Source organism: Amycolatopsis vastitatis, from assembly GCF_002234595.1.
Lineage (GTDB): Bacteria > Actinomycetota > Actinomycetes > Mycobacteriales > Pseudonocardiaceae > Amycolatopsis > Amycolatopsis vastitatis.
The window spans coordinates 23840-48327 of sequence record NZ_NMUL01000021.1 but is presented as its reverse complement, the minus strand read 5'-3'; the positions used below and the strand labels follow the sequence as shown (position 1 = coordinate 48327).

Annotated in this window: 24 protein-coding genes; 14 read left to right on the top strand and 10 right to left on the bottom strand. The window is 71.7% G+C overall.

The genetic code is table 11. The features are described 5' to 3' along the window. Window positions 1-35: 35 nt before the first annotated feature. The 3 genes from CF165_RS20770 to CF165_RS20760 all read right to left on the bottom strand — a co-directional run bounded on the left by CF165_RS20770 (window position 36) and on the right by CF165_RS20760 (window position 3747). Entirely contained in the window at window positions 36-1073 is a 1038-nt protein-coding gene (locus CF165_RS20770) for a phosphotransferase (RefSeq protein ID WP_240521689.1), read from the bottom strand. Between the two features lie 23 nt (window positions 1074-1096). Then, a complete protein-coding gene (locus CF165_RS20765) occupies window positions 1097-2446 on the bottom strand; it encodes an aspartate aminotransferase family protein (RefSeq protein WP_093949193.1) in 1350 nt (449 codons plus the stop codon). Window positions 2447-2583: 137 nt separating this feature from the next. Further along, complete coding sequence (locus CF165_RS20760; RefSeq protein ID WP_093949192.1) at window positions 2584-3747, bottom strand: ROK family transcriptional regulator; 1164 nt, start codon at window positions 3745-3747, stop codon at window positions 2584-2586. A gap of 129 nt (window positions 3748-3876) precedes the next feature. On the opposite strand from CF165_RS20760, the gene CF165_RS20755 reads away from it, so the two are divergent. Genes CF165_RS20755 through CF165_RS20740 form a run of 4 tightly spaced genes read left to right on the top strand, consistent with a single transcriptional unit; the run spans window position 3877 to window position 6904 of the window. Then, the gene (locus tag CF165_RS20755; RefSeq protein ID WP_093949191.1) at window positions 3877-4557 is read left to right on the top strand and encodes a haloacid dehalogenase type II; all 681 of its coding nucleotides are present in this window, start codon (window positions 3877-3879) and stop codon (window positions 4555-4557) included. Further along, entirely contained in the window at window positions 4554-5018 is a 465-nt protein-coding gene (locus tag CF165_RS20750) for a RidA family protein (protein ID WP_093949190.1), read from the top strand. The genes CF165_RS20755 and CF165_RS20750 overlap by 4 nt, the downstream gene beginning before the upstream one ends. A 19-nt stretch (window positions 5019-5037) precedes the next feature. Continuing rightward, complete coding sequence (locus tag CF165_RS20745) at window positions 5038-6144, top strand: alanine racemase (RefSeq protein ID WP_093949189.1); 1107 nt, start codon at window positions 5038-5040, stop codon at window positions 6142-6144. Window positions 6145-6169: 25 nt separating this feature from the next. Further along, entirely contained in the window at window positions 6170-6904 is a 735-nt protein-coding gene (locus CF165_RS20740; protein WP_093949188.1) for an SDR family NAD(P)-dependent oxidoreductase, read from the top strand. A gap of 48 nt (window positions 6905-6952) precedes the next feature. Here the strand turns inward: CF165_RS20740 and eno are convergent, their stop codons facing one another. Then, the gene (gene eno / locus CF165_RS20735) at window positions 6953-8236 is read right to left on the bottom strand and encodes a phosphopyruvate hydratase (RefSeq protein ID WP_093949187.1); all 1284 of its coding nucleotides are present in this window, start codon (window positions 8234-8236) and stop codon (window positions 6953-6955) included. Between the two features lie 228 nt (window positions 8237-8464). Between eno and CF165_RS52080 the strand changes: the two genes are divergently transcribed. Then, window positions 8465-9766, top strand: a complete 1302-nt coding sequence (locus CF165_RS52080; RefSeq protein WP_205660920.1) for a hypothetical protein — start codon at window positions 8465-8467, stop codon at window positions 9764-9766. A 33-nt stretch (window positions 9767-9799) separates the two neighbouring features. After that, on the top strand, window positions 9800-12721 hold the full coding sequence (locus CF165_RS20725) for a galactose oxidase-like domain-containing protein (protein WP_093949186.1): 2922 nt from the start codon (window positions 9800-9802) through the stop codon (window positions 12719-12721). Here CF165_RS20725 and CF165_RS20720 read toward each other — a convergent pair. After that, window positions 12696-14378 carry an alpha/beta fold hydrolase gene (locus CF165_RS20720; protein WP_093949185.1) on the bottom strand — a complete coding sequence of 561 codons (1683 nt, stop codon included), beginning with the start codon at window positions 14376-14378 and terminating at the stop codon, window positions 12696-12698. The two genes, CF165_RS20725 and CF165_RS20720, sit on opposite strands and share 26 nt — an antisense overlap. A gap of 156 nt (window positions 14379-14534) precedes the next feature. Between CF165_RS20720 and CF165_RS20715 the strand changes: the two genes are divergently transcribed. After that, window positions 14535-15131 (top strand): RDD family protein, encoded by a 597-nt coding sequence (locus tag CF165_RS20715; protein WP_093949184.1) that lies wholly within the window; start codon window positions 14535-14537, stop codon window positions 15129-15131. Here the strand turns inward: CF165_RS20715 and CF165_RS20710 are convergent. Then, window positions 15012-15662 (bottom strand): response regulator, encoded by a 651-nt coding sequence (locus tag CF165_RS20710; protein WP_167441526.1) that lies wholly within the window; start codon window positions 15660-15662, stop codon window positions 15012-15014. The genes CF165_RS20715 and CF165_RS20710 overlap by 120 nt on opposite strands. Before the next feature lie 17 nt (window positions 15663-15679). Then, the gene (locus CF165_RS20705; RefSeq protein WP_093949183.1) at window positions 15680-16861 is read right to left on the bottom strand and encodes a sensor histidine kinase; all 1182 of its coding nucleotides are present in this window, start codon (window positions 16859-16861) and stop codon (window positions 15680-15682) included. 147 nt (window positions 16862-17008) lie between these two features. Here CF165_RS20705 and CF165_RS20700 point away from each other — a divergent pair, with 147 nt between their 5' ends. Genes CF165_RS20700 through CF165_RS20685 form a run of 4 tightly spaced genes read left to right on the top strand, consistent with a single transcriptional unit; the run spans window position 17009 to window position 19013 of the window. After that, entirely contained in the window at window positions 17009-17455 is a 447-nt protein-coding gene (locus CF165_RS20700; RefSeq protein ID WP_240521688.1) for a hypothetical protein, read from the top strand. A gap of 40 nt (window positions 17456-17495) precedes the next feature. Further along, window positions 17496-17939 (top strand): nuclear transport factor 2 family protein, encoded by a 444-nt coding sequence (locus tag CF165_RS20695; RefSeq protein WP_093949181.1) that lies wholly within the window; start codon window positions 17496-17498, stop codon window positions 17937-17939. Then, window positions 17936-18508, top strand: coding sequence for a TetR/AcrR family transcriptional regulator (locus tag CF165_RS20690; RefSeq protein WP_093949180.1), 573 nt, complete (start codon window positions 17936-17938; stop codon window positions 18506-18508). The genes CF165_RS20695 and CF165_RS20690 overlap by 4 nt, the downstream gene beginning before the upstream one ends. A 58-nt stretch (window positions 18509-18566) precedes the next feature. Next, complete coding sequence (locus CF165_RS20685; RefSeq protein WP_093949179.1) at window positions 18567-19013, top strand: ATP-binding protein; 447 nt, start codon at window positions 18567-18569, stop codon at window positions 19011-19013. Between the two features lie 34 nt (window positions 19014-19047). Here the strand turns inward: CF165_RS20685 and uppS are convergent, their stop codons facing one another. Further along, window positions 19048-19830, bottom strand: a complete 783-nt coding sequence (uppS, locus tag CF165_RS20680; RefSeq protein WP_093949178.1) for a polyprenyl diphosphate synthase — start codon at window positions 19828-19830, stop codon at window positions 19048-19050. A gap of 59 nt (window positions 19831-19889) precedes the next feature. Beyond that, complete coding sequence (locus CF165_RS20675; protein ID WP_240521687.1) at window positions 19890-20540, bottom strand: DUF4230 domain-containing protein; 651 nt, start codon at window positions 20538-20540, stop codon at window positions 19890-19892. 92 nt (window positions 20541-20632) lie between these two features. On the opposite strand from CF165_RS20675, the gene CF165_RS51770 reads away from it, so the two are divergent. Then, the gene (locus CF165_RS51770; protein WP_167441525.1) at window positions 20633-20785 is read left to right on the top strand and encodes a hypothetical protein; all 153 of its coding nucleotides are present in this window, start codon (window positions 20633-20635) and stop codon (window positions 20783-20785) included. A 51-nt stretch (window positions 20786-20836) separates the two neighbouring features. Here the strand turns inward: CF165_RS51770 and CF165_RS20670 are convergent, their stop codons facing one another. After that, the gene (locus tag CF165_RS20670) at window positions 20837-23437 is read right to left on the bottom strand and encodes a tetratricopeptide repeat protein (RefSeq protein ID WP_093949426.1); all 2601 of its coding nucleotides are present in this window, start codon (window positions 23435-23437) and stop codon (window positions 20837-20839) included. Between the two features lie 193 nt (window positions 23438-23630). On the opposite strand from CF165_RS20670, the gene CF165_RS20665 reads away from it, so the two are divergent. Next, complete coding sequence (locus CF165_RS20665) at window positions 23631-24032, top strand: peptidoglycan-binding domain-containing protein (protein ID WP_093949177.1); 402 nt, start codon at window positions 23631-23633, stop codon at window positions 24030-24032. Between the two features lie 184 nt (window positions 24033-24216). Then, window positions 24217-24480, top strand: a complete 264-nt coding sequence (locus tag CF165_RS52075) for a hypothetical protein (RefSeq protein WP_093949176.1) — start codon at window positions 24217-24219, stop codon at window positions 24478-24480. Window positions 24481-24488: the final 8 nt, after the last annotated feature.

The following is a 24488-nucleotide window of genomic DNA, read 5'->3' as shown; positions in this document are numbered from 1 at the left end:
CAACTGTCAACAGTTTACAGCGAGTCGTCGCCGATTCACTCTGGGCGAGCCGCGAGGGCGCGCTCCAAGTTGGTCCAGTCGTCCTTGGCGTGGCTGAGCGCGTAGGCGCGCCGGTCTGGTGCGCGCTGCGCGCGCCAGTCGGTGATCAGCGCGCGCAGCGTGAGCCGGGCGAGCGCGGCCACCGGGAGCACCGGGAGTTCCCGGTCCCCGAGCGGGCGTACGCGGGTATAGCCGGCGGCGAAAGCGCGCGCCTCCAGCCAGGGATCGTGCGGCGTCCGGCCGAGCAGGTTCGCCATCGGCACCGCGGGGTCGAAGACCACGGCACTGCGCACCGTGTCGCCGAAGTCGATCACGCCGACCACGAAGTCCTCGCGGTCCGGGTCGACGACGACGTTGTGGGGACTGAAGTCCCCGTGGATCACCTGCGTTTCGAGGTGATCCAGGTGCGGGACGACAGCGGCGTCGAAGAGGCGGAAGACCTCTCCGGCCAACCGGGCGTGCCCGGGGTCCGGTGTGTGCTCGGCGAGTCCGGCCAGCCGGGGGAAATGGCGGATGTCCCACACCAGCGCGCGCCGGTCCGCGGGGTGGGTGAACGCCGCGAGCGCGAGGTCGACCCGGCCCAGCATCTCACCCGCGCGGGCGAACTGATCCGGTTCCGCGTTCGTCCGCGCCAGGACCTCGCCGTCGACGAAGCCGAGAACCCGGAGAACGCGGGTCCTGCCGTCGCGCGTCGCGAGAACCACGTTGTCGTCCCCGTCCACCGTCAGCTTCACGCGTTGGACCGGCAGCTCCCGGGCGGTGTCCTCGAGAAAGCGCATCACCGCGGTCTGGAGGGCGACGACGGACTCCGGCTCGTCCGGCGGGGAGACCTTCACGAGGTAGTCCCCCGAGCCGGTCCTGAGCCGGAAGGTGTCGTCCTTCTCCGTCGCCAGCCTCTCGAGGTTTCCGCTGACGTGGTAATGCTTCGCGACGAGGGTGCGCACGAGTGCCGCGTCCACGGGCTCGTGCGACGAGGCCAGGCCACTCTCCTCGAAGAGCCGCCGGGCGAAGCTCGCATCCGGTGCGGTGGTCACGATCGCTTCCTTCGGGCGAGCCGCTACAGCCGGGCCTTCGCCACCTCGGCGAAGGTCTCCAGGAACCGGGTCACGTCCGCGGCGGTGAAGGCCAGGGGCGGGCGGATCTTCAGGACGTTCGCCGCCGGGCCCGTGCCGCTGATGAGGACCCGGCGATCGCGCAGGTCGTTGACGACGTCCTCGGCGCGCGCGCGATCGGGCTCGCCCGCCTGCCGGTCCTCGACGATCTCCACCCCGACGTACAGGCCGCTACCGCGGACCTCGGCGACGTGCGCGGAGTCCTTCGTGATCTCTTCGAGCCCCTTCCGGAGCGCCGTGCCGTTCTCGAGGACGCGCTGCCGGACGTTCTCCTCCTCGAAGACGTCCAGGACCGCGGCCCCGGCGGCCACCGGGATCGAGCTGCCGCCGAAGGTGTTGAAGTAGCGGACGTTCCGCCCGAATTCGTCGGACACCTCGGGGCGGAACACGACACCGGAGATCGGCATCCCGTTGCCCATCGGCTTGCCCATCGTGACGATGTCCGGCAGCGCGCCGTGGCGGCTGAAGCCCCACATCGTCTCCCCGAGCCGGGCGAATCCCGCCTGCACCTCGTCCGCGATGTAGACACCGCCGGCCGCGTGGACCTCTTCGAGCATGTCCTTCAGGTAGCCGACCGGGTCGGTGAAGATCCCGTCACTGGAGTACGCGCCGTCGGTGATCAGGGCCGCGAGCCGGAACCCGTGGCGCTCGAGGTCGTCGATCGCGCCACGGACCTGCCGACGCATGTGCTCGGCGAGAGCGACCCCGGGCGGGGCGAGCCGCGGGTCGGGCGGATCGATGACGCGGACGTTCGGCCCGAGGGACGAACCGGCACCCAGTGTGGGGGAGAAGCTCGCGACCTCGCTGGTGATGCCGTGGTAGGCCCACCGGGTCACGATGATTCCGGTACCGCCGGTGTGGAACTTCGCCACCCGCACCGCGAGATCGTTCGCTTCCGAACCGCTGCAGGCGAGACTCAGCCTGCCCAGTCCGTCGGGGAAGGTCGCGAGCAGCCGCTCGGCGTAGGCGACCAGGGACTCCTCGACGTAGCGCGTGTTGGTGTTGACCGTCGCCACCTGGCGGGAGACCGCTTCGGCCACGTGCGGGTGAGCGTGGCCGACGCAGGGAACGTTGTTGTACGCGTCCAGGTAGTCGTGGCCGTCGCGGTCGATCAGGTGCGCCCCGTGCCCGGAGACGAACTCCACCGGCTCGCGGTAGATGAGCGTGTAGCCGGGACCGAGCACTTCGTCGCGGCGGCGGATGGTCTCCCGGAGGGTTTCCGGGAGCTCGCTCGCCGCCCCGGGGTCGAACCGGTTGGGGTAGCCGGCGATTGCCCGGCTCAACGTCGAAGTCATCGGCGGTCACCTTCAGTCTCGTTCGGTCGGTGGTGCTCGCTGCCGGACCGACCGTACCACGATTCGTTCCAGTTCCAACCTGAAAGTTTTAGGTGCCGACCTTCGCCGGGCCGGTCCTTTGTGGATGAAGCCGTCCCTCAGAAGGCCGGCGCGGAGTGTTCCGCGCGCTGGCTGCGCGCCCCGAGTACGGCGTCCCGCAACCGGTCCTGGGCCAGTGCCAGGCAGGCGAACACCGCTCCGCGTGCCGTGGACAGGCCGACTTCCTGCGTCACGGTCTTGATCTCGGGCGCCGCCGGGAGGATCCGGTCGAGGCGGCTGCGCACCTCGGGGAGAACCTCCTCGACGAGCGGGCACAACCGGCCCGCGAAGTAGACCGTTTCGGGGTCCAGCGTCACGGCGACGGCGCTGGTGGCGGTCACGATCGCCGTGGTGAACGCGTCCAGCACCCCGGCGCGTGCCGCGTCGTCCCGCCGCCCTCGCCAGAGTTCCTCGACGCGCGTCAGTTCGAGTCCCCGGCCACGCGCGAACTTGAGGAGCCCGCGCGCGCTCATCAGGCCGTCGAGGGTCTCCTGGCCGACGCCGGCGCAGAGGACACCGATCCCGCCGAAAGCGGGCGTCCGCCCCCGGGCGAGTTCGTGGTCGGTGCAGCCGGCGAAGTTCAGCACGCTGCTGACGTTGAAGAGCGCGGCATTCCGGATGCCGGCGTCCTCGGCCAGGATGCCCAGCAGGGACGCGTTGGCGTCACTGTCGAGGAGCACCGGAGCGTCGACCAGATCCGCGACGGCGCGATGGAGGCCGGAGCCCGTGAAGATCTTCATCGACCGCGCCGGGCCGAAGATCTCCGTGCCGTCGCGGACCAGGCCGGGCACCGCGACGACGATCTGGCGCAGGGGGCCCCGTGCCGCTGCGGCGGTCTCGCCGATCAGGCCGGCCAGCCACTCGGCGGCGGCGCCGGCCTCGTCGTGGTTCGGGGTCGGGACGACCACGTGGTGCACCTCGCGGCCGCGCAGATCGGCGACCAGGACACCGGTGGTGACCACGCCGAAACTGACCCCGGCCACGTGCCCGGTCGTGCCGGGCACGTCCAGGTAGGTCGACCGCCTGCCCCGGCCGGTGACCGCGTCGACCCCACCGTCGGCGACGAACCCGTCCGCACGGAGTTCTTCCACCGCCCGCGACACCGTGGCCTTGCTCAAGCCGGTGAGTTCGATGACCTCGTTGCGGGTCAACGGCGCCCGGGAGAGGACCACCTCGAGCACCGAAGCCTTGTTGTAGTCGCGCGATGTCGGGTTGCTCGTCACCTCATGACCATAGCGAGCCCGGAACGACCGGTAAGCAGATGCCGTTAGCCCGTCAACTGTTGACAGTTGACGATCGCTCGCCAATACTCACTGCCACCCCACTCTTCGGATCACCCCTCGGAGGACTCCGTGGCATTCGACAGCAAGCCGAAGTTCGTCACGTTCGACATGAACGGGACGCTGATCCACTTCCGCATCAACGACGCCATCCGGCGGACCCTGGGCGACCGCCTCCCGCCGGAGATCGCCGACGAGTTCCTCCGCGCGGGCAACGCCTACCGGATCGACGAGTGCCTGGGCGAATGGCAGCCCTTCCACCGGGTCGTCGCCCACTCACTGGAGCGGACCATGCGCCGGTTCGGCCTGGAGTACCGGGACAGCGACGCGCAAGCCGTGTACGAGGAGATCCCGACCTGGGGCCCCTACCCGGGTGTCAGCGCGGCACTGAACCGCTTGGCGGAGGCGGTTCCACTGGTGATCGTGACGAACACCGACAACGCGCACGCGGCCCGGCTCGTGGAAAACCTCCAGGCCCCGTTCGAGGTCGTCATCACCGCCGAGCAGATGGGCGTCTACAAGCCCCGCTTGCGCGCGTTCGAGTACACCTTCGACAAACTCGGCGTGACCCCGGACGAAATCGTGCACGTCTCGGCGAGCCCGAAGTACGACCACCGCCCCGCGGCGGTCATGGGCATCGAGCACAAGGTGTACGTCGACCGCGGCTTCGAGCAGGACGAGCACTGGCTCGGCTACGAGCGGATCACCGACATCGCCGACCTGCCCGTGTTGTTCGGGCTGCCGCGCCCGTGACCGGTTCCGCTTCCGCCTCGGACCGGCTCCGCGACCTCGACCTGACCCTCCCCGGCCTCGAGCGCAACCCGAGCTACGTCAACCACCGCGCTGCCGGCTCCGCCATCCACGTATCGGGCCAGCTCCCGTACCGGGACGGCGTACTCCTGGGCCAGGGTGTCGTCGGCCGGGACCTCGACGTGCCGGCGGCGCGGGAACTCGCCCGCCACGCCGCGCTCAACGCGCTCGCCGTCGCCGCAGAAGCGGTGGGGGACCTGGACCGCGTCCGGATCGTGCAGATGCTGGTCTTCGTGGCCAGTACGCCCGAGCTCGGAGAGCAGTCGCGGGTCGCCGACGCGGCCGGCGAGCTCCTCGTCCAGGTGCTGGGCGAGAACGGGCGGCACGCGCGCACCGCGATCGGGGTCGCCGGGTTGCCGCGCAACAGCCCGGTCGAGATCCAGCTGATCTGCACCGCAGGATGAGAATCACGAGGAGCGCAGCGTGAACCGGCTCCACCGAGCACTCGACGGTCTTCGCGAGCGGATCGACACGCCCGCGCCGATCGTGCTGGCCGACGTCATGCAGGACAACATCGACCGCATGCAGGGCTTCGCGGCCGCGCACCACCTCGACGTCAGGCCGCACGTCAAAACGCACAAGTGCGTGGAAATCGGCAGGCGCCAGGTCGAAGCGGGGGCGGCCGGGATCACCGCCGGCACCGTCGGCGAGGCCGAGGTCTTCGCCGCGGCCGGGTTCGGCGACATCTTCCTCGCCTACCCGGTCTGGCCCGCCGGGACGAAGGGGCTCCGGATCCGCCGGCTCGCCGAGACCACCCGGCTGCGGGTCGGCGTCGACAACGTCGCGGCGATCGACGCCCTCGCCGACGCGATGGGCGGCGAACCCGGCCGGCTGGAAGTCGTGGTCGAAGTCGACTGCGGCGCCCGCCGTTCCGGTGCGCCACCCGAGTTCGCCGGCGACCTCGCGCTCGCCGCCCGCAAGCGCGGCCTCGTCCCGGTGGGTGTCTTCACGTATCCGGGGCACGGCAGCTCCGGCCGGGACGCCCGGGAGCGCGCCGCGCGGGACCAGGAGGCCGCACTCGCCACCGCGGTCCGCGGGCTCGGCCAGGCGGGCATCACCGCCGAGGTGGTCAGCGCGGGCTCCACGCCCACGGTCGAGTTCTCCACCGGCGACCTGATCACCGAAATCCGGCCCGGCGAGTACGTCTTCGGCGATCTGGACAACAGCAGGCTCGGCGCCTGCACCGACGACCGGATCGCCCTGTTCGTCGCCGCCACCGTGGTCAGCGACTGGGTTCCCGGTCAGGTCATCCTCGACGCGGGCACCAAGGCCCTCGGCCGCGAAGGCAGCCCCGAGCGCGGCTACGGTGCCGTCCTCGGCACGGGGGCCGTTCTCTCGAAGCTCAACGAGTACCACGGTTTTCTCGCGCTGCCCGACGGCGCCGCCCGCCCCCGCGTCGGCGCCGTGGTTCCCGTGGTGCCCAACCACGTCTGCCCGGTCGTGATCAACTTCGAGGAGCTGATCGTCACCGACAGCGCGGGCACGGCGCCGCGGCGGTGGCCGGTCGACGCCCGGGGCTTCCTCGGCTGACCCAACCTGCGAAGGAGTGTCCGACATGAGACTCGAGAAGGTCGCCGCCCTGGTGACCGGCGCCGGCAGCGGCATCGGCGAAGCGGTGAGCGCGCGGTTCCGCCGTGAGGGCGCGCGACTGCTGCTCACCGGCCGCCGGGAGCGGCTCGACACCGCCCAGCCCGGTGACGTGTACGTCCCCGGAGACCTCAACGACGAGGCGTTCGTCGCGGAGCTGGCGCGCCGGGCCGCCGAGTCCGCCGGCACCGTGGACGTCGTCGTGCTCAACCACGGCCTGCAGGTCGGCGGCCCGCTCACCGAAATGGCCTACGACGACGCGAAGAACGTCCTCCACAGCAACCTGCTCAGCGCGTTCCTGGTGATGAAGCACTTCGCGCCGCTGATGCCGCCCGAGGGCGGCTCGTTCGTCTGCGTCGGCTCACGGCTCGGCATCGTCGGCAAGTCCGAAGAAGTCCTGTACTCCGCGGCCAAGGGCGGCCTGATCATGCTCGCCAAGGGCGCGGCGGTCGAATGGGCGGCGCGCAACATCCGCGTCAACGTCGTGGCTCCCGGCCTGACCGCCACCCCCGTCATCGAAGCGTCGTTCCGGCGCAGGCCGGACCCCGAGGCCTACCGCCGCCTGCGCGAGAGCCAGATCCCGTTGCAACGCCTCGCCGTCCCGGAAGAGATCGCCGACGCCGTGCTCTTCCTCGCCTCGCCGGAGTCGTCCTACATCACCGGAGCGGTCCTCCCCGTCGACGGCGGGTACACCGCCTTCTGAACCGGGTGCGGGGATCCGCCGGGCGACGGCGGATCCCCCGATCGGCCGTCAGCGACGGCCGCTGAGCGCGCTGCCGCCGGCGTACTCGGCCTGCGCCCCCAGTTCCTGCTCGATGCGGATCAGCTGGTTGTACTTGGCGGTGCGGTCCGAGCGGGACAGCGAACCGGTCTTGATCTGCCCGCAGTTCAGCGCCACCGCGAGGTCGGCGATGGTGGCGTCCTCGGTCTCGCCGGAGCGGTGCGACATGACCACCGAGTACCCCGCGCGCAACGCCGTGTTCACCGTCAGCAGCGTCTCGCTGAGCGTGCCGATCTGGTTCACCTTGACCAGGATCGAGTTGGTGATGCCGAGGTCGATACCCTTGCGCAGCAGTTCGACGTTGGTGCAGAACACGTCGTCGCCGACCAGCTGGCAGCGGTCGCCGATCGCGTCGGTGATCTGCTTCCAGCCGTCGAAGTCGTCCTGCGCCATCGCGTCTTCGATCGAGACGATCGGGAACTTGCCGACCAGCTCGCTCAGGTACTCCACGTGCTCCTCGATCGACCGCTTGCGGCCTTCGCCCCGGTAGTCGTACACGCCGTCGGCGTAGAACTCCGAAGCCGCGGGGTCCAGCAGCAGCGCGACGTCCTCGCCGGGGGTGTAGCCGGACTTCTCGATCGCGCCGACCACGAACTCCAGCGCCTCGTCCGCGGAGTTCAGGTTCGGCGCGAACCCGCCCTCGTCGCCGACGTTGGTGTTGTGGCCCGCCTCGTGCAGGCTCTTGCGCAGGGTGTGGAACACCTCCGAGCCCACCCGCACGGCCTCCTCGAAGCTCTCCGCCCCCACCGGCGCGATCATGAACTCCTGGAAGTCGATGGCGTTGTCGGCGTGCGCGCCGCCGTTGATGATGTTCATCATCGGCATCGGCAGCACGTGCGCGAACACGCCGCCGACGTACCGGTACAGCGGCTGGCGGTGCGCCGCGGCCGCCGCCTTGGCCACCGCGAGCGAGACGCCGAGGGTGGCGTTGGCCCCGAGCCTCGCCTTGTTGGGCGTGCCGTCCAGCTCGATCATCGTCCGGTCGATGACGTCCTGCTCCTCCGCGGCCATGCCCCGGACCGCGTCGGCGATCTCGCCGTTCACGGCGGCGACGGCCTTGCGCACGCCTTTGCCGTGGTAGCGGGTCTCGTCGCCGTCGCGCAGCTCGACCGCCTCGTTGGTGCCGGTCGACGCGCCCGAGGGCACGGCGGCCCGGCCGGTCGAGCCGTCCGCCAGCTCGACGTCGACCTCGACGGTCGGGTTGCCGCGGCTGTCCAGGACCTGCCGTCCCACGACGCGCACAATCGCGGTCATCTCGCTCCTCATGCCAGGTGAATCGGTCAAGAACCATCCTGCCCCGAACCGGCCCGGCGGGGCCACCCCCCTCCGCTCGCGGACGGCTCCGGCAGGCCCCGGCGGCGAGGTGAGCGGAACAGCCGGTCTTTTCGGCACGCGGCGACCATCCGGGCCCCGAAAACTGCCCCAAAGGACGCCTTTCCCGACGTTTCCGCAGCGGCATCGCGATCCGTACCGTCTCGTTTCGTGACTCTCGTTCTCGCTGGTTCCACGACCCATTACCGGGTCAGCTACGACAATTCGCTGAGTGCCGCCGACGGCGCTCAGCGGGCGACCGCGTTGCTGGCGGTGTGCGAACAGGACTACGCGATCATGTCCGACTGGTTCGGCGGCATCGGCCTGCCGTACGCGCTGCCCATCGAGGTGCACATCGACCCCGGTGGCTACGCCTCGGCGGGCTGGGGTCCGCCGATCAGCCTCCGGCCCGGCAACGGATCCGGCCTCGACGTCGTGCGCTACCTGCTGGTGGCCGAGGTGGTCGAGATGCTGATGCTGGCGCAGAACCGGGGCTGGTTCGCCGCGGACGGCAGCAACGAAGGCTCCGCGGGGGAGGGGCTGTCCCGGGTCCTGTCGGCGGAGTTCCTGCACCAGCGGGGACTCGGGGCGAACCTGGCCGGCTTCGACACCGCCGGTCTGTGGCTGAACAGCGACCGCGCCGACTACGTCAACGGCGTCGACGAACACGACCACGCTCCCGACGCCAAGTCGGGCTGCGCGACCCTGTTCATCAACTACCTTTCCTACCAGCGCGGCTACGACATCAAGCGGGTGATCGCCGCGGCGGCGCCGACGCTCGCCGGGGTGTACCGGAACCTCACCGGCGACAGCGCCGACCCGTTTCCCGCGTTCAAAGCTCAGCTGGACCGCGCGTTTCCCCGTACCGACGCGGCCGGGCACCCGGTCGTTTCCGTCGTCCCGGGCCCGAACCCGGACAACCCCTACCCGCTCGACTGGACCCCGGAGGAACCCACGGTGGCGATCCGCATCTTCTGGAAAATGAACCCCGGGCGCAACGTGGTCAACCTGAACTGGCCCGCCCTCAGCGCGGACTCCGTCGTCTCGGTGCAGGCGAGCGAGTACGCCGCGGGGACGCAGCAGCTGCCGGACAGCACGGAGCAGCGGTTCATCGGCGCCGCGGACGTGACCGTCGAGAACGTCACCCCGCACGGCCCGCCGTTCGACCCCAACCGGGGCGTCACGTTCGTCGTCAACGTCGCCTGGAACAGCCCGCTGAACATCTGCACCGACGTCGCGCTGCTCGCGAACGCGCCCGAGCAGGTACTGTGGATCGGGCCGCGCACGGTCAGCGGAGCTTCCGGCGGGACCGGTGTGGCGGGGACCCGCGAGGCCGGAGTGGACGCGGTGCCCACCACGGACGCGCACGCCGGCCCGGTCACGTTCCACCGGGCGACGATCACGGCCGACGGCATCGAGACGGGCGAGCCGTCGACGGCCACGCCCGTGTCGACGACGATCGAGGCCGGTTAGCCGGACGGCGCCGGGCACTCGAGGGGGGCTTCGATGGCGAACCGTGACGTCTACCTGCGCATCGAGCCGGTCATGGGCTACAGCCCGCTCGCGCCGGCCGAGGACTGCTGCTCGCGCGACTACGGCAAGGACTGCCTGCGCGGTCCCGGCCACGAAATCGGGCGGGTGAAACCGGAAGAGATCTTCGCGAGCACCCTCGACGCGCTGGTGTACCGGCAGTACCACGACGCGGCCTACACGCAGCCGGTCACCGATCCGCTGGTGCCCGCGGACGCCAACGAGCCACCGTGGGACCGCCGCGTCCCGGGCACCGTGCTCTGGGCGGACGTCGGCGACCGGCTGGCGGTGCACGTGGTCAACGCCGATCCTGCCGACTGCCACAGCCTGCACCTGCACGGCCTGCACTACGGGGCCGACTCCGACGGGGCCTGGCCGCTCGGCGTCCAGGGCAAGGACGGCACCCGCAGCGACGACATCCATCCCGGCGGCAGCTGGACCTACCACTTCACCGCGGGCCGGGACACGGTCGGTGTCTGGGCCTTCCACGACCACCACCAGCAGGTGCAGCGCTGGATCAACCGCGGGCTGTTCGGTGCGCTGATCGTGCGGGACCCGGCCGCGCCGCCGGCGGACCACGAGATCCCGCTGTTCGTCCACCAGCTGGCGGGCGACGTCGCGCAGGACGGGTTCGAGAGCCCGGTGCTCGACGGTGGCGCGCGCTATTCGCACCCGTTCGGCACCGCCGCGCAAAGCTACCCGTACCACTGCAAGATCCACGGCGTCACGATGTCCGGCACGGTCGTGGTCTCCGGCGGCGCGCCGGCCGCGGTCAACGTGGTGATCGGGGACAACTTCTTCGAGCCGGCTTCGGTGGCCGTCGCGCCCGGTGGCACGGTGACCTGGTTCAACAGCGGCCACCACGAGCACATCGTGTTCGCCGGCGGCGGGGGAGCGTCGTCGTTCTGCCTCAACGGCCGCAGCTACGTCGGCAACACCCCGACCATCGAAGCGGAGCCGGGGCAACGGCTGCGGTGGTACCTGCTGAACCTCGACGTCGGCGACACCTGGCACAACTTCCACCCGCACGCCGCGCGCTGGAAGCTGCCCTCGCCGCCGGGCGGCGCGACCGACGTCCACCCGCTGAGCCCGGTCGAAGGGTTCACCGTCGACACGGTGGTTCCGGAACCGGTGCGGCTGCCGGACTTCGCCGCCGCCGAGCCGGCGACGGCCGGGGCCCGCCAGGTGCCGGTCCGCGGCGACTTCCTGTTCCACTGCCACCTCGAAGAGCACATGATGCTCGGTCTCGCCGGGCTGGTCCGCGCCCGGCAGCGGATCTGGGTGACCGCCGACTCGCTGGACCGCCTGCCGTTCGAGCTGCCCTACGACGACGGCGACTGCTGCGCGGACGTGGGCGGCACGCTCGACTGCGGACCGGGCGCGTCGCCGCAGTGGCACGAAACGATGCCCGGCATGGGGACCATGGCCGGCATGGGGGACATGCCGGGGATGGGCGACGCGCCCGGCGTCGACGAGGTGATCGCCACCGCCGCGGTCCAGGGCGCGTGGGAGCTGCTCGCCTGCGACTCGGTCACCCTGGCCGTGCACTTCGCGTTGCTGCACACCGGGAAGATCCTGATCTTCTCCGGCTCCGGCAACTACCCGCCGAGGCACGACTCGCACACCTACGGTTCGGTGCTGTGGGACTACCGCAGCGGCCGGTTCACCCCGGTGCCGATCTCGTACGACACGTTCTGCTGCGGCCAGGCGACCCTGCCGGACGGCGACCTGATCGCCGCCGGCGGCACGAAGAACTACGACAACCCGTGGGAAGGGCTGCCGGACGCGGCCGTGTTCGACGTGCGCGCCGAGCAGTGGGTGAACGTCGCCGCGATGGCCGACGGCCGCTGGTACCCGACCCTGGTGTCGCTCGCCGACGGGACGGCGATCGCCTTCTCCGGCACCAATGCGGCGGGCACCGGCCTCAACGAGGTGCCCGAAGTGTTCGACCCCGGCACGCGGACGTGGCACGCCACGCGTGCGCTGCGGGTGCCCGGCTACCCGCTCTACCCGCACCTGTTCCTGCTGCGGGACGGCCGGTTGTTCTTCACCGGCGCGTCGCTGGGGAACACCGGCATCGGCGGTGAGCTGCTGGACCTGGGCACCGGCACGCACACGCCGGTGCCGGGCCTGACCGCGGCCGGCAGCAGGGACCAGGCCGCCAGCGTGCTGCTGCCGCCGGTGCAGGACCAGAAGGTGCTGGTGACGGGCGGCCTCGGCGCCGGCGGGGTGGTGGCGAACGCGGACATCGCCGACCTCGCCGCGGCGAACCCCGCCTACACGCCGACCGCGCCGATGAACCACGGCCGGACCCGGCTCAACGCCGTGATCCTGCCCGACCGCACGGTGTTCGTCAGCGGTGGTGGCAGCGAGGGCGAGGCGCGGCCGGTGCTGGAGTCGGAGATCTACGACCCGCAGTCCGGCACGTGGACGGTCACGGCCACGGCGACCGTCCCGCGGCTCTACCACTCGGTGGCGCTGCTGCTGCCCGACGGCCGCGTCGCGACGGCGGGCTCCAACCCCGACCGCGGCGACGACGAGCTGCGGATCGAGATCTACCACCCGCCGTACCTCTTCCGCGGCCGGCGCCCGTTCATCGAGGAGGCCCCCGGCACGGCGAGCTACGGCGGCCAGTTCACGCTGCGCACCCCGAACGCCCGGGACATCCGGTGGGTGCAGCTGATCCGGCCGATGGCGACCACGCACTCGACCGACAGCCAGCAGCGCCTGCTGGACCTGCCCTTCACCGTGACCGCACTGGACGAGCTGACGGTCACGGTGCCGGACGAACCGAACCTCGCCCCGCCGGGCTGGTGGATGCTCAGCATCGTGGACACCAGGCGCCGTCCGTCCGACGCCGAGTGGGTCCAGCTCAGCGGTGCCGGTTCACCGCGCTGATCTCGTCCTGGACCCGTGCGCGCAACGCCGTCACGTCGCCGGAGAGTCGCGTTTGGACGGACGCACCCGTGCCCCGCACCGGCCCGGCGACCGGGTACACCTGGTCTTCGCCCGGCAGCGGAACACCCGGGCAGGTCGTGTCCTTCGGCCGGGAGTTCTTGACGAGGAACACGTTCACGAGACCGTCGACGCACGGGTTGCCCGCCAGGGCGTACTGGCCGTGGAACGGCGAATCGTCCACCGACACCAGCGGCACGCCGGCCGACCGCGCCCCCGACGTCGCCTGCTCGTACCCGGTCTGCGGGTCGAACTCGCCCTGCACCACGAGGATGTTCGCGGCCGCTTCCGCCGGCACGTCCGGGAGTTCGTGCCGCGGCTTGTCCGACCAGAACCCGCACGGCTCACCGAGGCCGTAGGCCCAGCCGAACAGCGGGTAGCGCGGGCCCTGCCGGTCGCTGAGCCGCTTGTACCAGGCCGCCGGGCGGGTGGGCTGGTCGCCGCACGCGACGGCGTAGCGCGTGCCGGACACCTGTTTGTAGTCGGGGGCGAGGTTCGACGCGGCCACCCGGTCCGTGGTCAGCTGCGCCGCCGAGACGCCGAACGTCGTCCGGGACACCGCGTCGAGGTCGCCTTCCAGCGCCGCCGGGCCGGGGGCCGCCGTGCCGTCGAGCGCTTGGGCGCCGAGGAGGAAGATCAGCGCGCCGAGTGCCCAGCGGAACGGGCTGCCGTTGCCGACGAACACGCCGTCGTAGGTGTCCGGCGCGAGGCCGTGCGTGCCGTAGTAGGCGCGGACCCGCTCCCACTTCGCCTTGACCTCGGCGGCCGTCCCGCCCAGCTGGGCCGGGAAGTTCCGCGCCAGCCACGGCAGGTAGACGTCGTCGAACTGCCGCTGGTCGATGACGGGGAACGCCTCGAAGTCGGCCTGCAGCCTGCCTTCGAAGTCGACGCTGGAGTCGAGCACGGTCTTGCCGGTGTGCCCGGGGAACAGCGACGCGTACTTGGCACCGAGCCAGGTGCCGTAGGAGTAGCCGAGGTAGTTGAGCTTTTCGTCGCCGAGCAGGATGCGGATCAGGTCCATGTCGTGGGCGGTCTGCCAGGTCGTGGCGAACGGCGCGAGGGCGTCGCTCTGGCACGCCTCGGCGACGGCCCGGGGTGTCTGCTGATGCGCGGCGATGCTCGCTTTCGAGCGGTCCCGGGCGTCGAGGGGGCCCTGCGGCAGCCGCCCGACCGGCACCTGGCATTGGAAGCCAAGGTCGTCGGTGCCCGCGTGCCCGGTGCCGCGCGGGTCCATCCCGACGAAGTCGTAGAGCTGGTTCACCGTCGGCTGCAACGCGGCGAGCGCGCCCGCGAGCGGGGTGCCCTGGCCACCGGGGCCGCCCGGGTTCAGCAGGATCGCGCCGCGCCGCTCGCCGGTCGCCGCGACCCGGCTGATCGACACCTCCAGCTCCGGCCCCGCGGCCGGGTCGGCCCAGTCCCGCGGGACCGTGATCCGCGCGCACTGCGCGGGTTTCTCCTCCGCCGCCGGCTTGAACGGGCAGTCGCCCCAGTTCAGCTGCTGTGTCGTGTACGGCGTGAGCGGATCGGCGGCCGCGGCGGGCACCGCCGCCGCGAAGAGGGCGGCCGTCGCGGCCACCAGTCCTGTCCGGGAGAGACGCACCGGGGTTCCTTCCGTCGGTGGGCGGGTACGCCCGAGCCTGGCCCGGCGGGGCGCGCCGGTGATCAGCCCGCGGGACGATCTCCCCGCGTCCGCCTCGGCCCCCGGTATGAGAACCCTCAGCGTGCGCCGGGCCGCCGGGCCCGCGATCATGGGTCCATGACCGGTTCCCGGCCGGGGCTGGGCGTCGTCGGGCGCCGCCTCGCGCAGTTCCTGCTGGACGAAATGCTCGTCTTCGTGCCGATGCTGCTGCTCGCGATCGCGGTGGTCTGGCTGTTCCACCCGGACGGCGCCGGGCTCCTGACGTTCCTCAAGATCGTCTTCTACGCCATGCTGGCGCTGGACTTCGCGGGCCAGTGGTTCGTCAACGCCTGGTGGCCGTACCGGCACGGCGGGCAGACACCGGCGATGCGCTGGCTGCGCCTGCGGGTCGTCACCCTGGACGGCACGCACCCGTCGCTGGGCGCGTTCCTCGTCCGCGAACTGCTGATGGTGGTCGACGGCTTCGCGTGGGGCCTGGCGGGGATCACGGTGATGGTGGTGAATCCACGTCGGCAGCGCTTCGGTGACATCGTGGCGCGCACGGTCGTCGTGCGCGTCCCGCAACGCCGCAACAGCCTTGTCGGCCTCGGTGGCTCAGCGCACCAGGCCGCTTTCCCAGGCCCAGATGGCGATCTCGGTGCGGTTGCGGGCCCCCAGCTTGCGCTTGGCCGCGCCGATGTGGGTCTTGACCGTGGGCATCGACACCACGAGTGAGCGGCAGATCTCGTCGTTGGTCTCCCCGCGCGCCACGGCCTTCACGACGTCGAGCTCGCGCGGGGTGAGCGGGTTTTCCGGTGCGGTGGCGCGGCGGGGATCGCGACGCGCGAAGTGCGCCAGCAGCCGTGTCGTGATCGCGGGGGAGACCAGCGCCTCGCCGTGGGCGGCCGCGTGCACGGCTTCGACGAGCAGGTTCGGCCCGGCGTCCTTGAGCAGGAAACCGCACGCGCCGGCCCGCAGCGCCGCGTGCACGTTCTCGTCGAGCCCGAACGTCGTCACCATCACGACGTGCAGTGGTTCCGGAACGTCCGGCCCGGCGAGGAGTTCCGTCGCCCGCAGCCCGTCGACGCCGGGCATCCGGATGTCCATCAGCGTGACGTCCGGGCGCAGCTCCCGGGCCAGCCGCACCGCCTGGTCCCCGTCGGCGGCCTCGCCGACGACCTCGATGTCCGGCTCGCCTTCGAGGATCAGCCGGAACCCGGCGCGGACCATCGCCTGGTCGTCGGCGATCAGCACGCGCGTCGGCAACCCGGTCTCCCCTCGCCTCACCCGGGTTCGAGCGGCAGCCGCGCGACGACGCGCCAGCGACGGCCTTCCGCCGGACCCGCCTGCACCGTACCGCCCACCGCCGCCACCCGCTCCGCCATCCCCAGCAGGCCGTAGCCACCCCGGCGGGCGGGCCGCGCGGCGCCGTCGTTGACCACTTCGACCCGCAGCTCGCCGGGCGGTTCGTGGTGGACGACGACCCGCACTTCGGTGGCGTCGGGTGCGTGACGGCGGACGTTGGTGAGGGACTCGGTGAGCAGCCGGTGCGCGGTGGTGACGACCTCCGGGGCGACCGGGAGGCCGGCGAGGCCCGGGCTGACGTCGAGCTGGACGCGGTCGTCGTCCGGCACCGCCCGGTCCACGGCGGCGGCGAGGTCGGCGGGCGGGACGAAGAGGTCTTCCTCGCCGGTCCGCAGCGCGCCGACCAGCCGGCGCATCGCGGAAAGGGCGGCCGCGCCCGCCGTTTCGAGCTCGGCGAACGTCGTGGTGTCGCCGCCGGTGCGCTCGGCGACGCGGTGCGCGGCCTGGACGCGCACGACGATCCCGGTGATCTGGTGGGCGACGAGGTCGTGCAGCTCCCGGGCCAGCCGCAGCCGCTCGGAGTTGCGGAGCTCGAGGACCTCCACGCGGTGGCGGACTTCGGCGTCGCGCAGGACCAGGCCACCGGCCAGCGCGCCGCCCCAGGCCACCGCGGCCCCGGCGGCGTAGAGCGCGGCGGGGGAGCCGGTGCCGTAGCGCAGGATCGGGGCGAGCGTGGCGGCGCACCCGCCGAGGACCGCCTGCACGGCGGCCGCTTTCGGGGCGAGCCGGTGGCAGCTCGCGCCGACCATCAGCGCGAGCGCGAGTGCTTCGGCCGCACCCGGCTGCGGCGGCAGCCGCGCGCCCGTCGTGGCGAGGGCCGCCGCGACCGCCGTTCCCAGCAGCGACAACCCGGAGACGGCGGTGGCCAGCCCGGCGATGTGGCCGGGGAACCGGCGGCGCAGCACGGCCAGCACCGCCACGACCGGGCCGACACCCGGCGCGAATTCGATGGCGACGGAGGCGAGCTCGCCTTGGCCCGGGCCGGCGCGGGCCGCGAGCACCGCGTCGAGCACCACGAGCGCGCCGAGGACGACCGCCTCGGCCACGAGCGGGCCACGGCGGCCGGTCCACGGGATCCGCGAGGGGCCGTCGAAGGTCATCTGCCGATGGTGCCGCACCGCGCGCCGGTTGTGTCGCGATCTCCTACCCCGGTACGAGACCGCGGCGGAAATCTCCTCCCGCCGTCCGATCGCACCGGGCCGTGGTTCCGGGAACATTCGGGGATGGCCACAGCGGAGAGGAAACCGATGGGGGAGACCGACTTCACGGCGGGCACGCGGCCCGCCGAAGGCAAGATCGAGGGCCTGCCGGGCTGGTACTTCGTGCTCGTCGGGCTGCTGGTGGCGAGCAACGACCTCAGCTTGCAGTTCAGCGACCGCTACGGCTGGGTCGCGCTGCTGCCGCTGGTGCTCGTGGGCGTGCACCTGACGCTGTGGTTCACCCTGCTGTCCCGGCGGCGGCGGTTCCTGCGCGCGGTGTGGCGCAGCAAGCAGGCGCTCGCGCTCGTCGCCGCGCTCTTCACGCTGCGGCTCCTGCTGCAGTTCGGGCTCGCGAAGCTGACCGACGCGGCCGCGCCGCTGCACAGTTACACGCACCTGATCATCGGCCTGGTGATGCTGGTCGTGACGACCGTCGGCGCGTGGTTCGACCAGTGGCTCGTCCTGCGGGTGGTGAACCGGCCGGCGGACGGCTGAGCCGGTTGCCCGATAGCTTACTTACTTGTAAGTTAGCTCCATGACGACGACGTTCGAGACCGACGTGGCCGCGGCCGACCTGGCCGCGGTCGAGGCATTGTGCGACCGGTGGGAAAAGGCGTGGAACGCCCATGACGGCGACGCGGTCGCCGCGATGTGCGCGGAAGACCTCGTCTACGACGAGCCCGCCTTGGGGCGGACGGCCCACGGGCCGGATTCGATCCGCGAGTTCGTGACGCGCATGGCCCACGGCTATCCGGACTATTCGTTCACGCGCGTGGGGCTGTACGCCGAGGTGACGCGGCGTGCCGTGCTGGTCGCCTGGCACTTCACCGGCACGTTCGCCAAGACCGGCGCCCGCGTCGAGTTCCACGGCGACGACCGGCTGGAACTGCGGGAGGACGGCCTGATCCACGCCTACCGCTGCCTGTACGACAACAAGTTCGTGCTGAGCCAGCTGGGCCGCGAAGGGCACCAGGGATGACCGGCGCCGGCCGCGCTCGTCTCCCCGCCGCGGCCCGCCGGGCGGGGATCATCGAGGCGGCCGACGCGGAGTTCGCGGCGAACGGGCTGGCGGGCACGCGCCTGGAGGCCATCGCCGGCCGGGCCGGCATCTCGCACCCGCGCATCGTGCAGATGTTCGGCACCAAGCAGAAGCTGTTCCTCGAAGTCGTCCACGCGGCCTTCGACCGGATCGAAGCCGCGTTCGACGGCGCCGAGCCGACACTGATCGCCCTCGGCGACGCCTACGTACGGCTCCTGCGGCGTGACCGGACCGTGGGGCTGGTCGTGCTGCAGGGCTACGCGGCGGCGGCTGAAGAGACCGTCCGGGAGGCGGTGCGGCGACGTCACCTCGGTCTCATGGACGCGGTCGCCCGGCTGACGGGCGCGGACGCGTTGCAGGTGCGCACGTTCTTCGCCACGGGACTCGTCCAGACGATCTCGGTGGCGCTCGAGCTGCCCGGCCGGCGCGCCGACACGGCGTGGAGCGCGTGGATCCTCGAACTTGCCGACCCGGCGGGGCGCGGTTTGGCGTCGGGCCCGCCCGGGTAGGCCTCAGGGGCGGACGTCTTCAGCAGCGAGGACGGGAGCCCGGGAGGGTGATGTCGTCGTGCCCGACGAGACGAACGGCAGCAGCGCGTCGCCCATGTGGTCGCTGGACCTCCGGGGCTCCTCGGCGCCGGTGCTGGTCCAGGTCCGGCGGTGGACGGCCCGCACCCTGGACCAGGTCGACGACGCTCAGCTGGGGGACGTGCTGATCGTCGTCACCGAGCTGGTCACCAACGCCTACGACCACGGCGGCGGGCCGTCGGAAATCCGGATGAGCCAAATCCCGCGGCCGTGCCGGGTCCGGGTCGAGGTCGACGACGGCTGCCCGGCTCACCCCGTGGTGGCGAGCCCGTCGCTGACCGCGCCGGGTGGCCGGGGCATGCTGATCGTGGACAAGCTCACCGCCGCCTGGGGCGTCCGCGAGCACGGGGAAACCGGCGGCAAGACGGTGTGGGCGGAGGTGGCCTGCGACCGAGCCGACGACGGGTCGCGTGCCCCGGCCGGCTGAAGCGCCCGCCAGGAAGCGGTGGCCCGGCCCGCGATCAGCCGCCGTATCGGCGGTTTCGCCGCGCGTAGCTGCGGAGGGCGCGGAGGAAGTCGACTTCGCGGAAGGCCGGCCAGAACGTGTCGCAGAAGTACAGCTCGGAGTAGGCGCTCTGCCAGACCAGGAAGTTGGACAGCCGCTGTTCGCCGCTGGTGCGGATGACCAGGTCGGGGTCGGGCTGCCCGGCGGTGTACAGGTGCCGCGAGACGTCTTCCATGGTGATGGTGTCGGCCAGTTCGTCCAGCGTGCCGGCGGCGGCGTGTTCGGTCAGCAGGGCGCGCAGCGCGTCGACCACCTCCTGTCGGCCGCCGTAGCCGATCGCCAGCGTGATGTGGTGGCCGGTGTCGCAGTCGCGGGTGACTTCGACGGCGTTTTTGAGGGCGTGCGCGGTCGTGTCCGGCAAGGCGTCGAGCGTGCCGGCGACGTGGACCCGCCAGCCGGCGTCCGGCTGGGCGAGCTTGTCGGTGATCACCTGCTCGATCAGCTGCATCAGGTACGACACTTCGGCGTCGTCGCGGCGGGCGAGGTTCTCGGTCGAGCACAGGTAGACCGTCACGTGCTTCACGCCCGCCCGCTCACACCACGAGAGCACGGTTTCGACGTGTTCGGCACCGTACTTGTGGCCGATGCTCGGGTCCGCCATGCCCATCTGGCGCGCCCACCGGCGGTTGCCGTCCATGATGATCCCGACGTGTTCCGGCAACTCGGCGCCCACGAGCTGCTTTCGCAACCGCTGCGTGTAGATCCCGTAAACGATTCGCTGGATCAGGCCAGGCAGCACTGTGCGCACTCCGTTCGCCGTGAATTGTCGCTCGGGCTTCCGGCTCATCCTATCGGCGTTCAGCCGGTGGCGTTGTCGGCGTAGTTCACGGTGACGTTCTTGAAGCCGAGTGACCGCAGCAGGCCGATCAGCATCGTCCTGGTGTTCCGCTCGGCGTCGGTCACCAGCGAGCTCTTCGCGGCCGCCGCCTCGATCTGCTTCTGGGCGAGCTCGTACAGCGCCTGCTGGGAGTTCGGGTTCCCGCTGAGGAAGTCGTTGATCCGGGTGAACAAGCCCTGCTGCTGCGCGTACACATGGGACTCGTGCACGTCCAGCGTCGCCGGCTCGAGCTGGGCGTGCCCCAAGGTGATCGTGGCGGACAGACGGTCGTCGGAGATCTTGACAGCGTCGCCCTTCAGCCGGGAGAAGTCCACGAACGCGTTGTCCGTGCCGACTCCGATGAACAGCGTGTCGCTGCCCACGAGGAAGCTGGGCAGGACCGAACTCGTCGTGATGTCGACGACCACCTGGAACGAACCGCTGGCGGCCTCGTAGCGCGAGAGCTCGACGATCGACTGCAGCAGCACCGGACCGGAGTGCTCCTCGGTCCGTTCGGCGAACGGGTTGCGCAGTTGGGGTAACAGATGAACGGCCGATGCGACGAGTACCGCGGCGGCCAGAACCACCACTGCCACGGCCATGGCGACGAGCCGCTTGCCCCAAGCACCCATACCGGCAGGAATACCCACACCGCCGCCGGATCAACCGGTCGGCGGATGTACCGTGCTCTGGTCCGCGTGGCCGGTCGACGACAGGAGACGTCGTGCGCAAGTCCCTGTGGCTGTGGGTCCTGGTGATCCTCCTCGCCATCCTGGTGCTCGCCCTGATCTTCGGTGGCTACCGCAAGGGCACCAAGCTGGGAGCGCCCGCCGAACCGCGGCCCGTGGCGGCCTGGGCTCCGGACCGGACGGCGTAACGGTATTCGTCCACAAAGGACAATCGCGGTCCGGCCCCCGGTGCGGCGATGTCACCCGCCGGAGGCCAGGGTGCCGAGAAGGGCACGGATCTCTTCGCCCTCGGGCGTCCCGAGGGCGGTGTAGAGGTCGAGTGCCCGCCGGTAGTGCTCGCGGGCCTGGTCCGGCCGGCCGAGGGCGTGGTGGGCGCGGCCGAGGCCGGTGTGGGCGCGGGACTGCTGTTCATTCGCGTCGATCTCGGTGGCGATCGCGAGGGCGGCCGTGTGGTGGGTGAGCGCGTCGGCGGGGTGGCCGGTGGTGTTCGCGGCTTCGCCACGGCTGTTGAGCGCCGACGCCTCGCCGTCCCGGTCGCCGGTGTCGCGGAAGATCGCCAGGGCCCGCCGGTGGCAATCGGCGGCTTCGGCGAGCTTGCCGCGGCGCAGGTGGAACGTGCCGAGCAGGTCCAGCGTCCAGGCTTCGCCGCTGCGGTTGCCGAGCTGCCGGAAGAGGGCCAGCGCCTGCCGCAGGTGGCGGCCCGCCGGCAGGGACCGGCCCGACCGGAGTTCGGCGTCGCCGAGGTTGTTCAGCGCGTGGGCCTCGCTGTCCCGGTCGCCGATCCGCCGAGCCAGGACGAGGGCCTGGGTGCAGTGGCTCGTCGCCTCCCGATGGCGGCCGAGCCGCCCCTCGACGATGCTGAGGTTGGTCAGCGTGCGGGCTTCGCTGTCCCGGTCGCCGGTCCGGCGGAGCAGGGTCAACGCCTTCGTGTAGTGCTCGACGGCGGCCTGGCAGTGCCCGGAGAGGTCCGCGATGATGCCGAGGCTGTTGAGCGTGCGGGCCTGGCCTGCCGCGTCGGTGGTCCGGCGGAACAGGTCCATGGCCTGCCGGAGGTACTCGGTCGCCTGCTCGTGCCTGCCCAGCCGCCAGTGGGCGACGCCGAGGTCGGTCAGCGCGTGCGCCCGCTCGGCCGGGTCGCCGGTCTGGCGGGCGGCCTCGTGGGCGTGGCCGTGCACGGCCACGGCGTCGGCGTGGTGCCCGCCCTGCAGGTAGCGGTGCAGCACGCGGGAGAGCCGGATGGTGTGCGCCGGCCAGCCGTGGGCGGCGGTGTGGGCGGAGACGGCGACCAGGGCAGGGCGTTCGGCGTCCAGCCAGGCGCGGGCGTCGTCCGGGTCGCTCAGCGGCGGGACCGGGGTGGCGGCCGGGGACACCCGCGGGCGCTGGTGTGCCTGCGCGGGGTGCAGGGTGTTCATGGCCGCGGTGGTGGCGGCGAGGTAGTGGTCGAAGAGGCGGGTGAGCGCGGCGCGGCGGTCGGCTGGGCGGTCTTCGTCGTGGGCACGGGTGGTGGCGTGGGCGCGCACCAGGTCGTGGAAGGTGTACCGGCCGGGTGTGACCTCCTGCAGCAGGTGCTCGTCGCGCAGGTGGCGCAGGTGGGCGCGGGCGGTGCCGAGGTCGAGGCCGGCCAGGGCCGCGGCCGCGTAGGCCTCGACGTCCTGGGCCGGGTGCAGGGCCAGCAGCCGCAGCAGGCGCTGCCGGTCGGGCGGCAGGTGCCGGTAGGACAGGTGCAGGGCGAGTTCGACGCCGGTGTCCAGGCGCCGGTCCCGGTGACGTTCGTCGAGCCAGTCGGCGTGGTCGGTCAGCGTCCAGCCGGGTTTGGCGCGCATGTGCCCGGCGACGAGCCCGAGGGCCAGCGGCAGGTGGCCGCAGCGCTCGGCGATCCGGGTGGCGGCGTGGGCGTCGCCGCCGGCCGGGACGTGGGGTGCGGCCCGGCGCAGGAACCGGATGGCCTCGGCGGGGGCGAACACGTCCACTTCGAGGTGGACCGCCGGGTGCAGCTCGGCGAGGCTGCGCCGGCTGGTGACCAGCGTGACGCAGCCGGGGGAGCCGGGGATCAGCGGCCGGACCTGCCCGGCGTCCGCGGCGTTGTCCAGCACGACCAGGGCACGGATGCCGGTGAGCCGGCGGCGGTACAGCGTACGGCGGCCGTCGAGGTCCGGCGGGACCTGCTGCCCGGGTACGCCGAGCAGGCGCAGGAAGCCGTCGAGGACGGCGGCCGGGGAGGCGGGTGGCTGGGCGGGGTCGGGGTGGAAGCCGCGCAGGTTGGCGAACAGCACCCGGTCGAACGGTTGTCGTTCGTGGAGCAGATGGCCGGCGTGGACGGCGAGCAGGGTCTTGCCGACGCCGGCCATGCCCTCGATCGCGGAGATCACCACCGCGCGACCGTCCCGGTCGTCCAGGAGCCGGCCGAGCTCCTCGAGCTCGGCGGCGCGGCCGGTGAACCCGGCCATGTCCTGCGGCAGGGCGTCCTGGACCCGGACCTGGGCGGCCGCCGTGCTTTCCCCGCCGATGACCCGGAGCGTCCGGTGCCATTGAGCCACGTAGTCCTCGTCCGGATGCAGCGCCCGGACCACCGCCACGACCAGGTCGGCGTTCACCCGGCGACGGCCGGGCCGGAAGAGGTCCACGACGGTGGTCTTGCCGGCCAGCTCGCTCGCCGGCCGGCCCATCGCGGTCCACTCCCGGTTGACGCGCTCTTTGATGGTCTCGTAGGACGGGGAACCGGCCCAGGACTTCAGCAACCGCAACCGGTCGACGAGGTCGTCGAGGGTGGTGGCCGCTCCCGGGGCGGGTGGTGCGGTGAACGTGACCACGGGATGCCCGTTTCTCGCCGGCTCGACCATGTTGCCCGTCCCCACGTCGTCGTTGCGGGAAGGACACCCCGGCTCGTCACCCGGCCGTCCTCCCCGCGTCCTTCGCGGACGCAGACGCGTGGCCCGGCGTTCGGGTTCGGTCGGATTCGCCCCGGCGTCCGGCACCCCGGCGGAAGCTGGACGCCGGCAATCTTCCGGTGCCACTGCGAGAAAGGGGAGCTTCATGCAGTTGAGGCAGGTCGGACGGGGAGCGACGATCGGGGTCCTCGCGGCCGGGATGCTGGCGGTCTCCGCCACGGCCGCGTTCGCGGACGTCGTGCGGGGGGACCACGGACAAGCGGTGTGGTGTGTCCAGCACGTCGTGCACACCTACAACGGGATCAGCGTCGGCCCGAACGGGGAGGATTCGGACTTCGGCGGCAACACTGAGCGCGCCGTGAAGACCTACCAGGGGCGGAAGGGGGTCGGCGTCGACGGCCGGGTCGGCCCGATCACGGGTCACGTGATGTTCCAGGACGTCAGCAACCTTCACCAGCTCGCTCACCACACGGGCGACAACGACCTCTTCATTGACACCGGCCACTGGCTGAGCGTGTGCCCGGGTGCGTCGAACGTCTTCCGCTGACCGGCTCGAATGGGGGTCCGGCCGCGCTACCCGGGTCGACGCCGGGGTAGCGCGGCCGGGAGACCGGTGGACGCGATCGAAAAGAAACAAGACGAGACGCGCCTGATTCGTATCAGCGGCGTTGTTACGGCATCCGTTCTCTGGGCGACTTACAGCTTGACCGCCACCCAGGAAAGGGGCCGTGATGACGTTGCGCAGGTGGTTTTCCGGAGTTCTCGCGGTGGTTTCCGCCGTGTTGCTGGTGCTGACCTTGTCCTGGCCCGACTGGATCGAGGAGATTTTCGGCGTGTCGCCGGACGTCGGCGACGGTTCGGCCGAGGCGTTCCTGGTGGTGGGGTCGGCGGCCGTGGCCGTGGTGTCTTCTGTGGACGCGGTCCGGCTGTGGTGGCGGTTGCGCCGTCCCGATCCGCTGCGATTCGGGAACGGCGGGTCCGGTCATGGTCAGTGAAAAGGTGA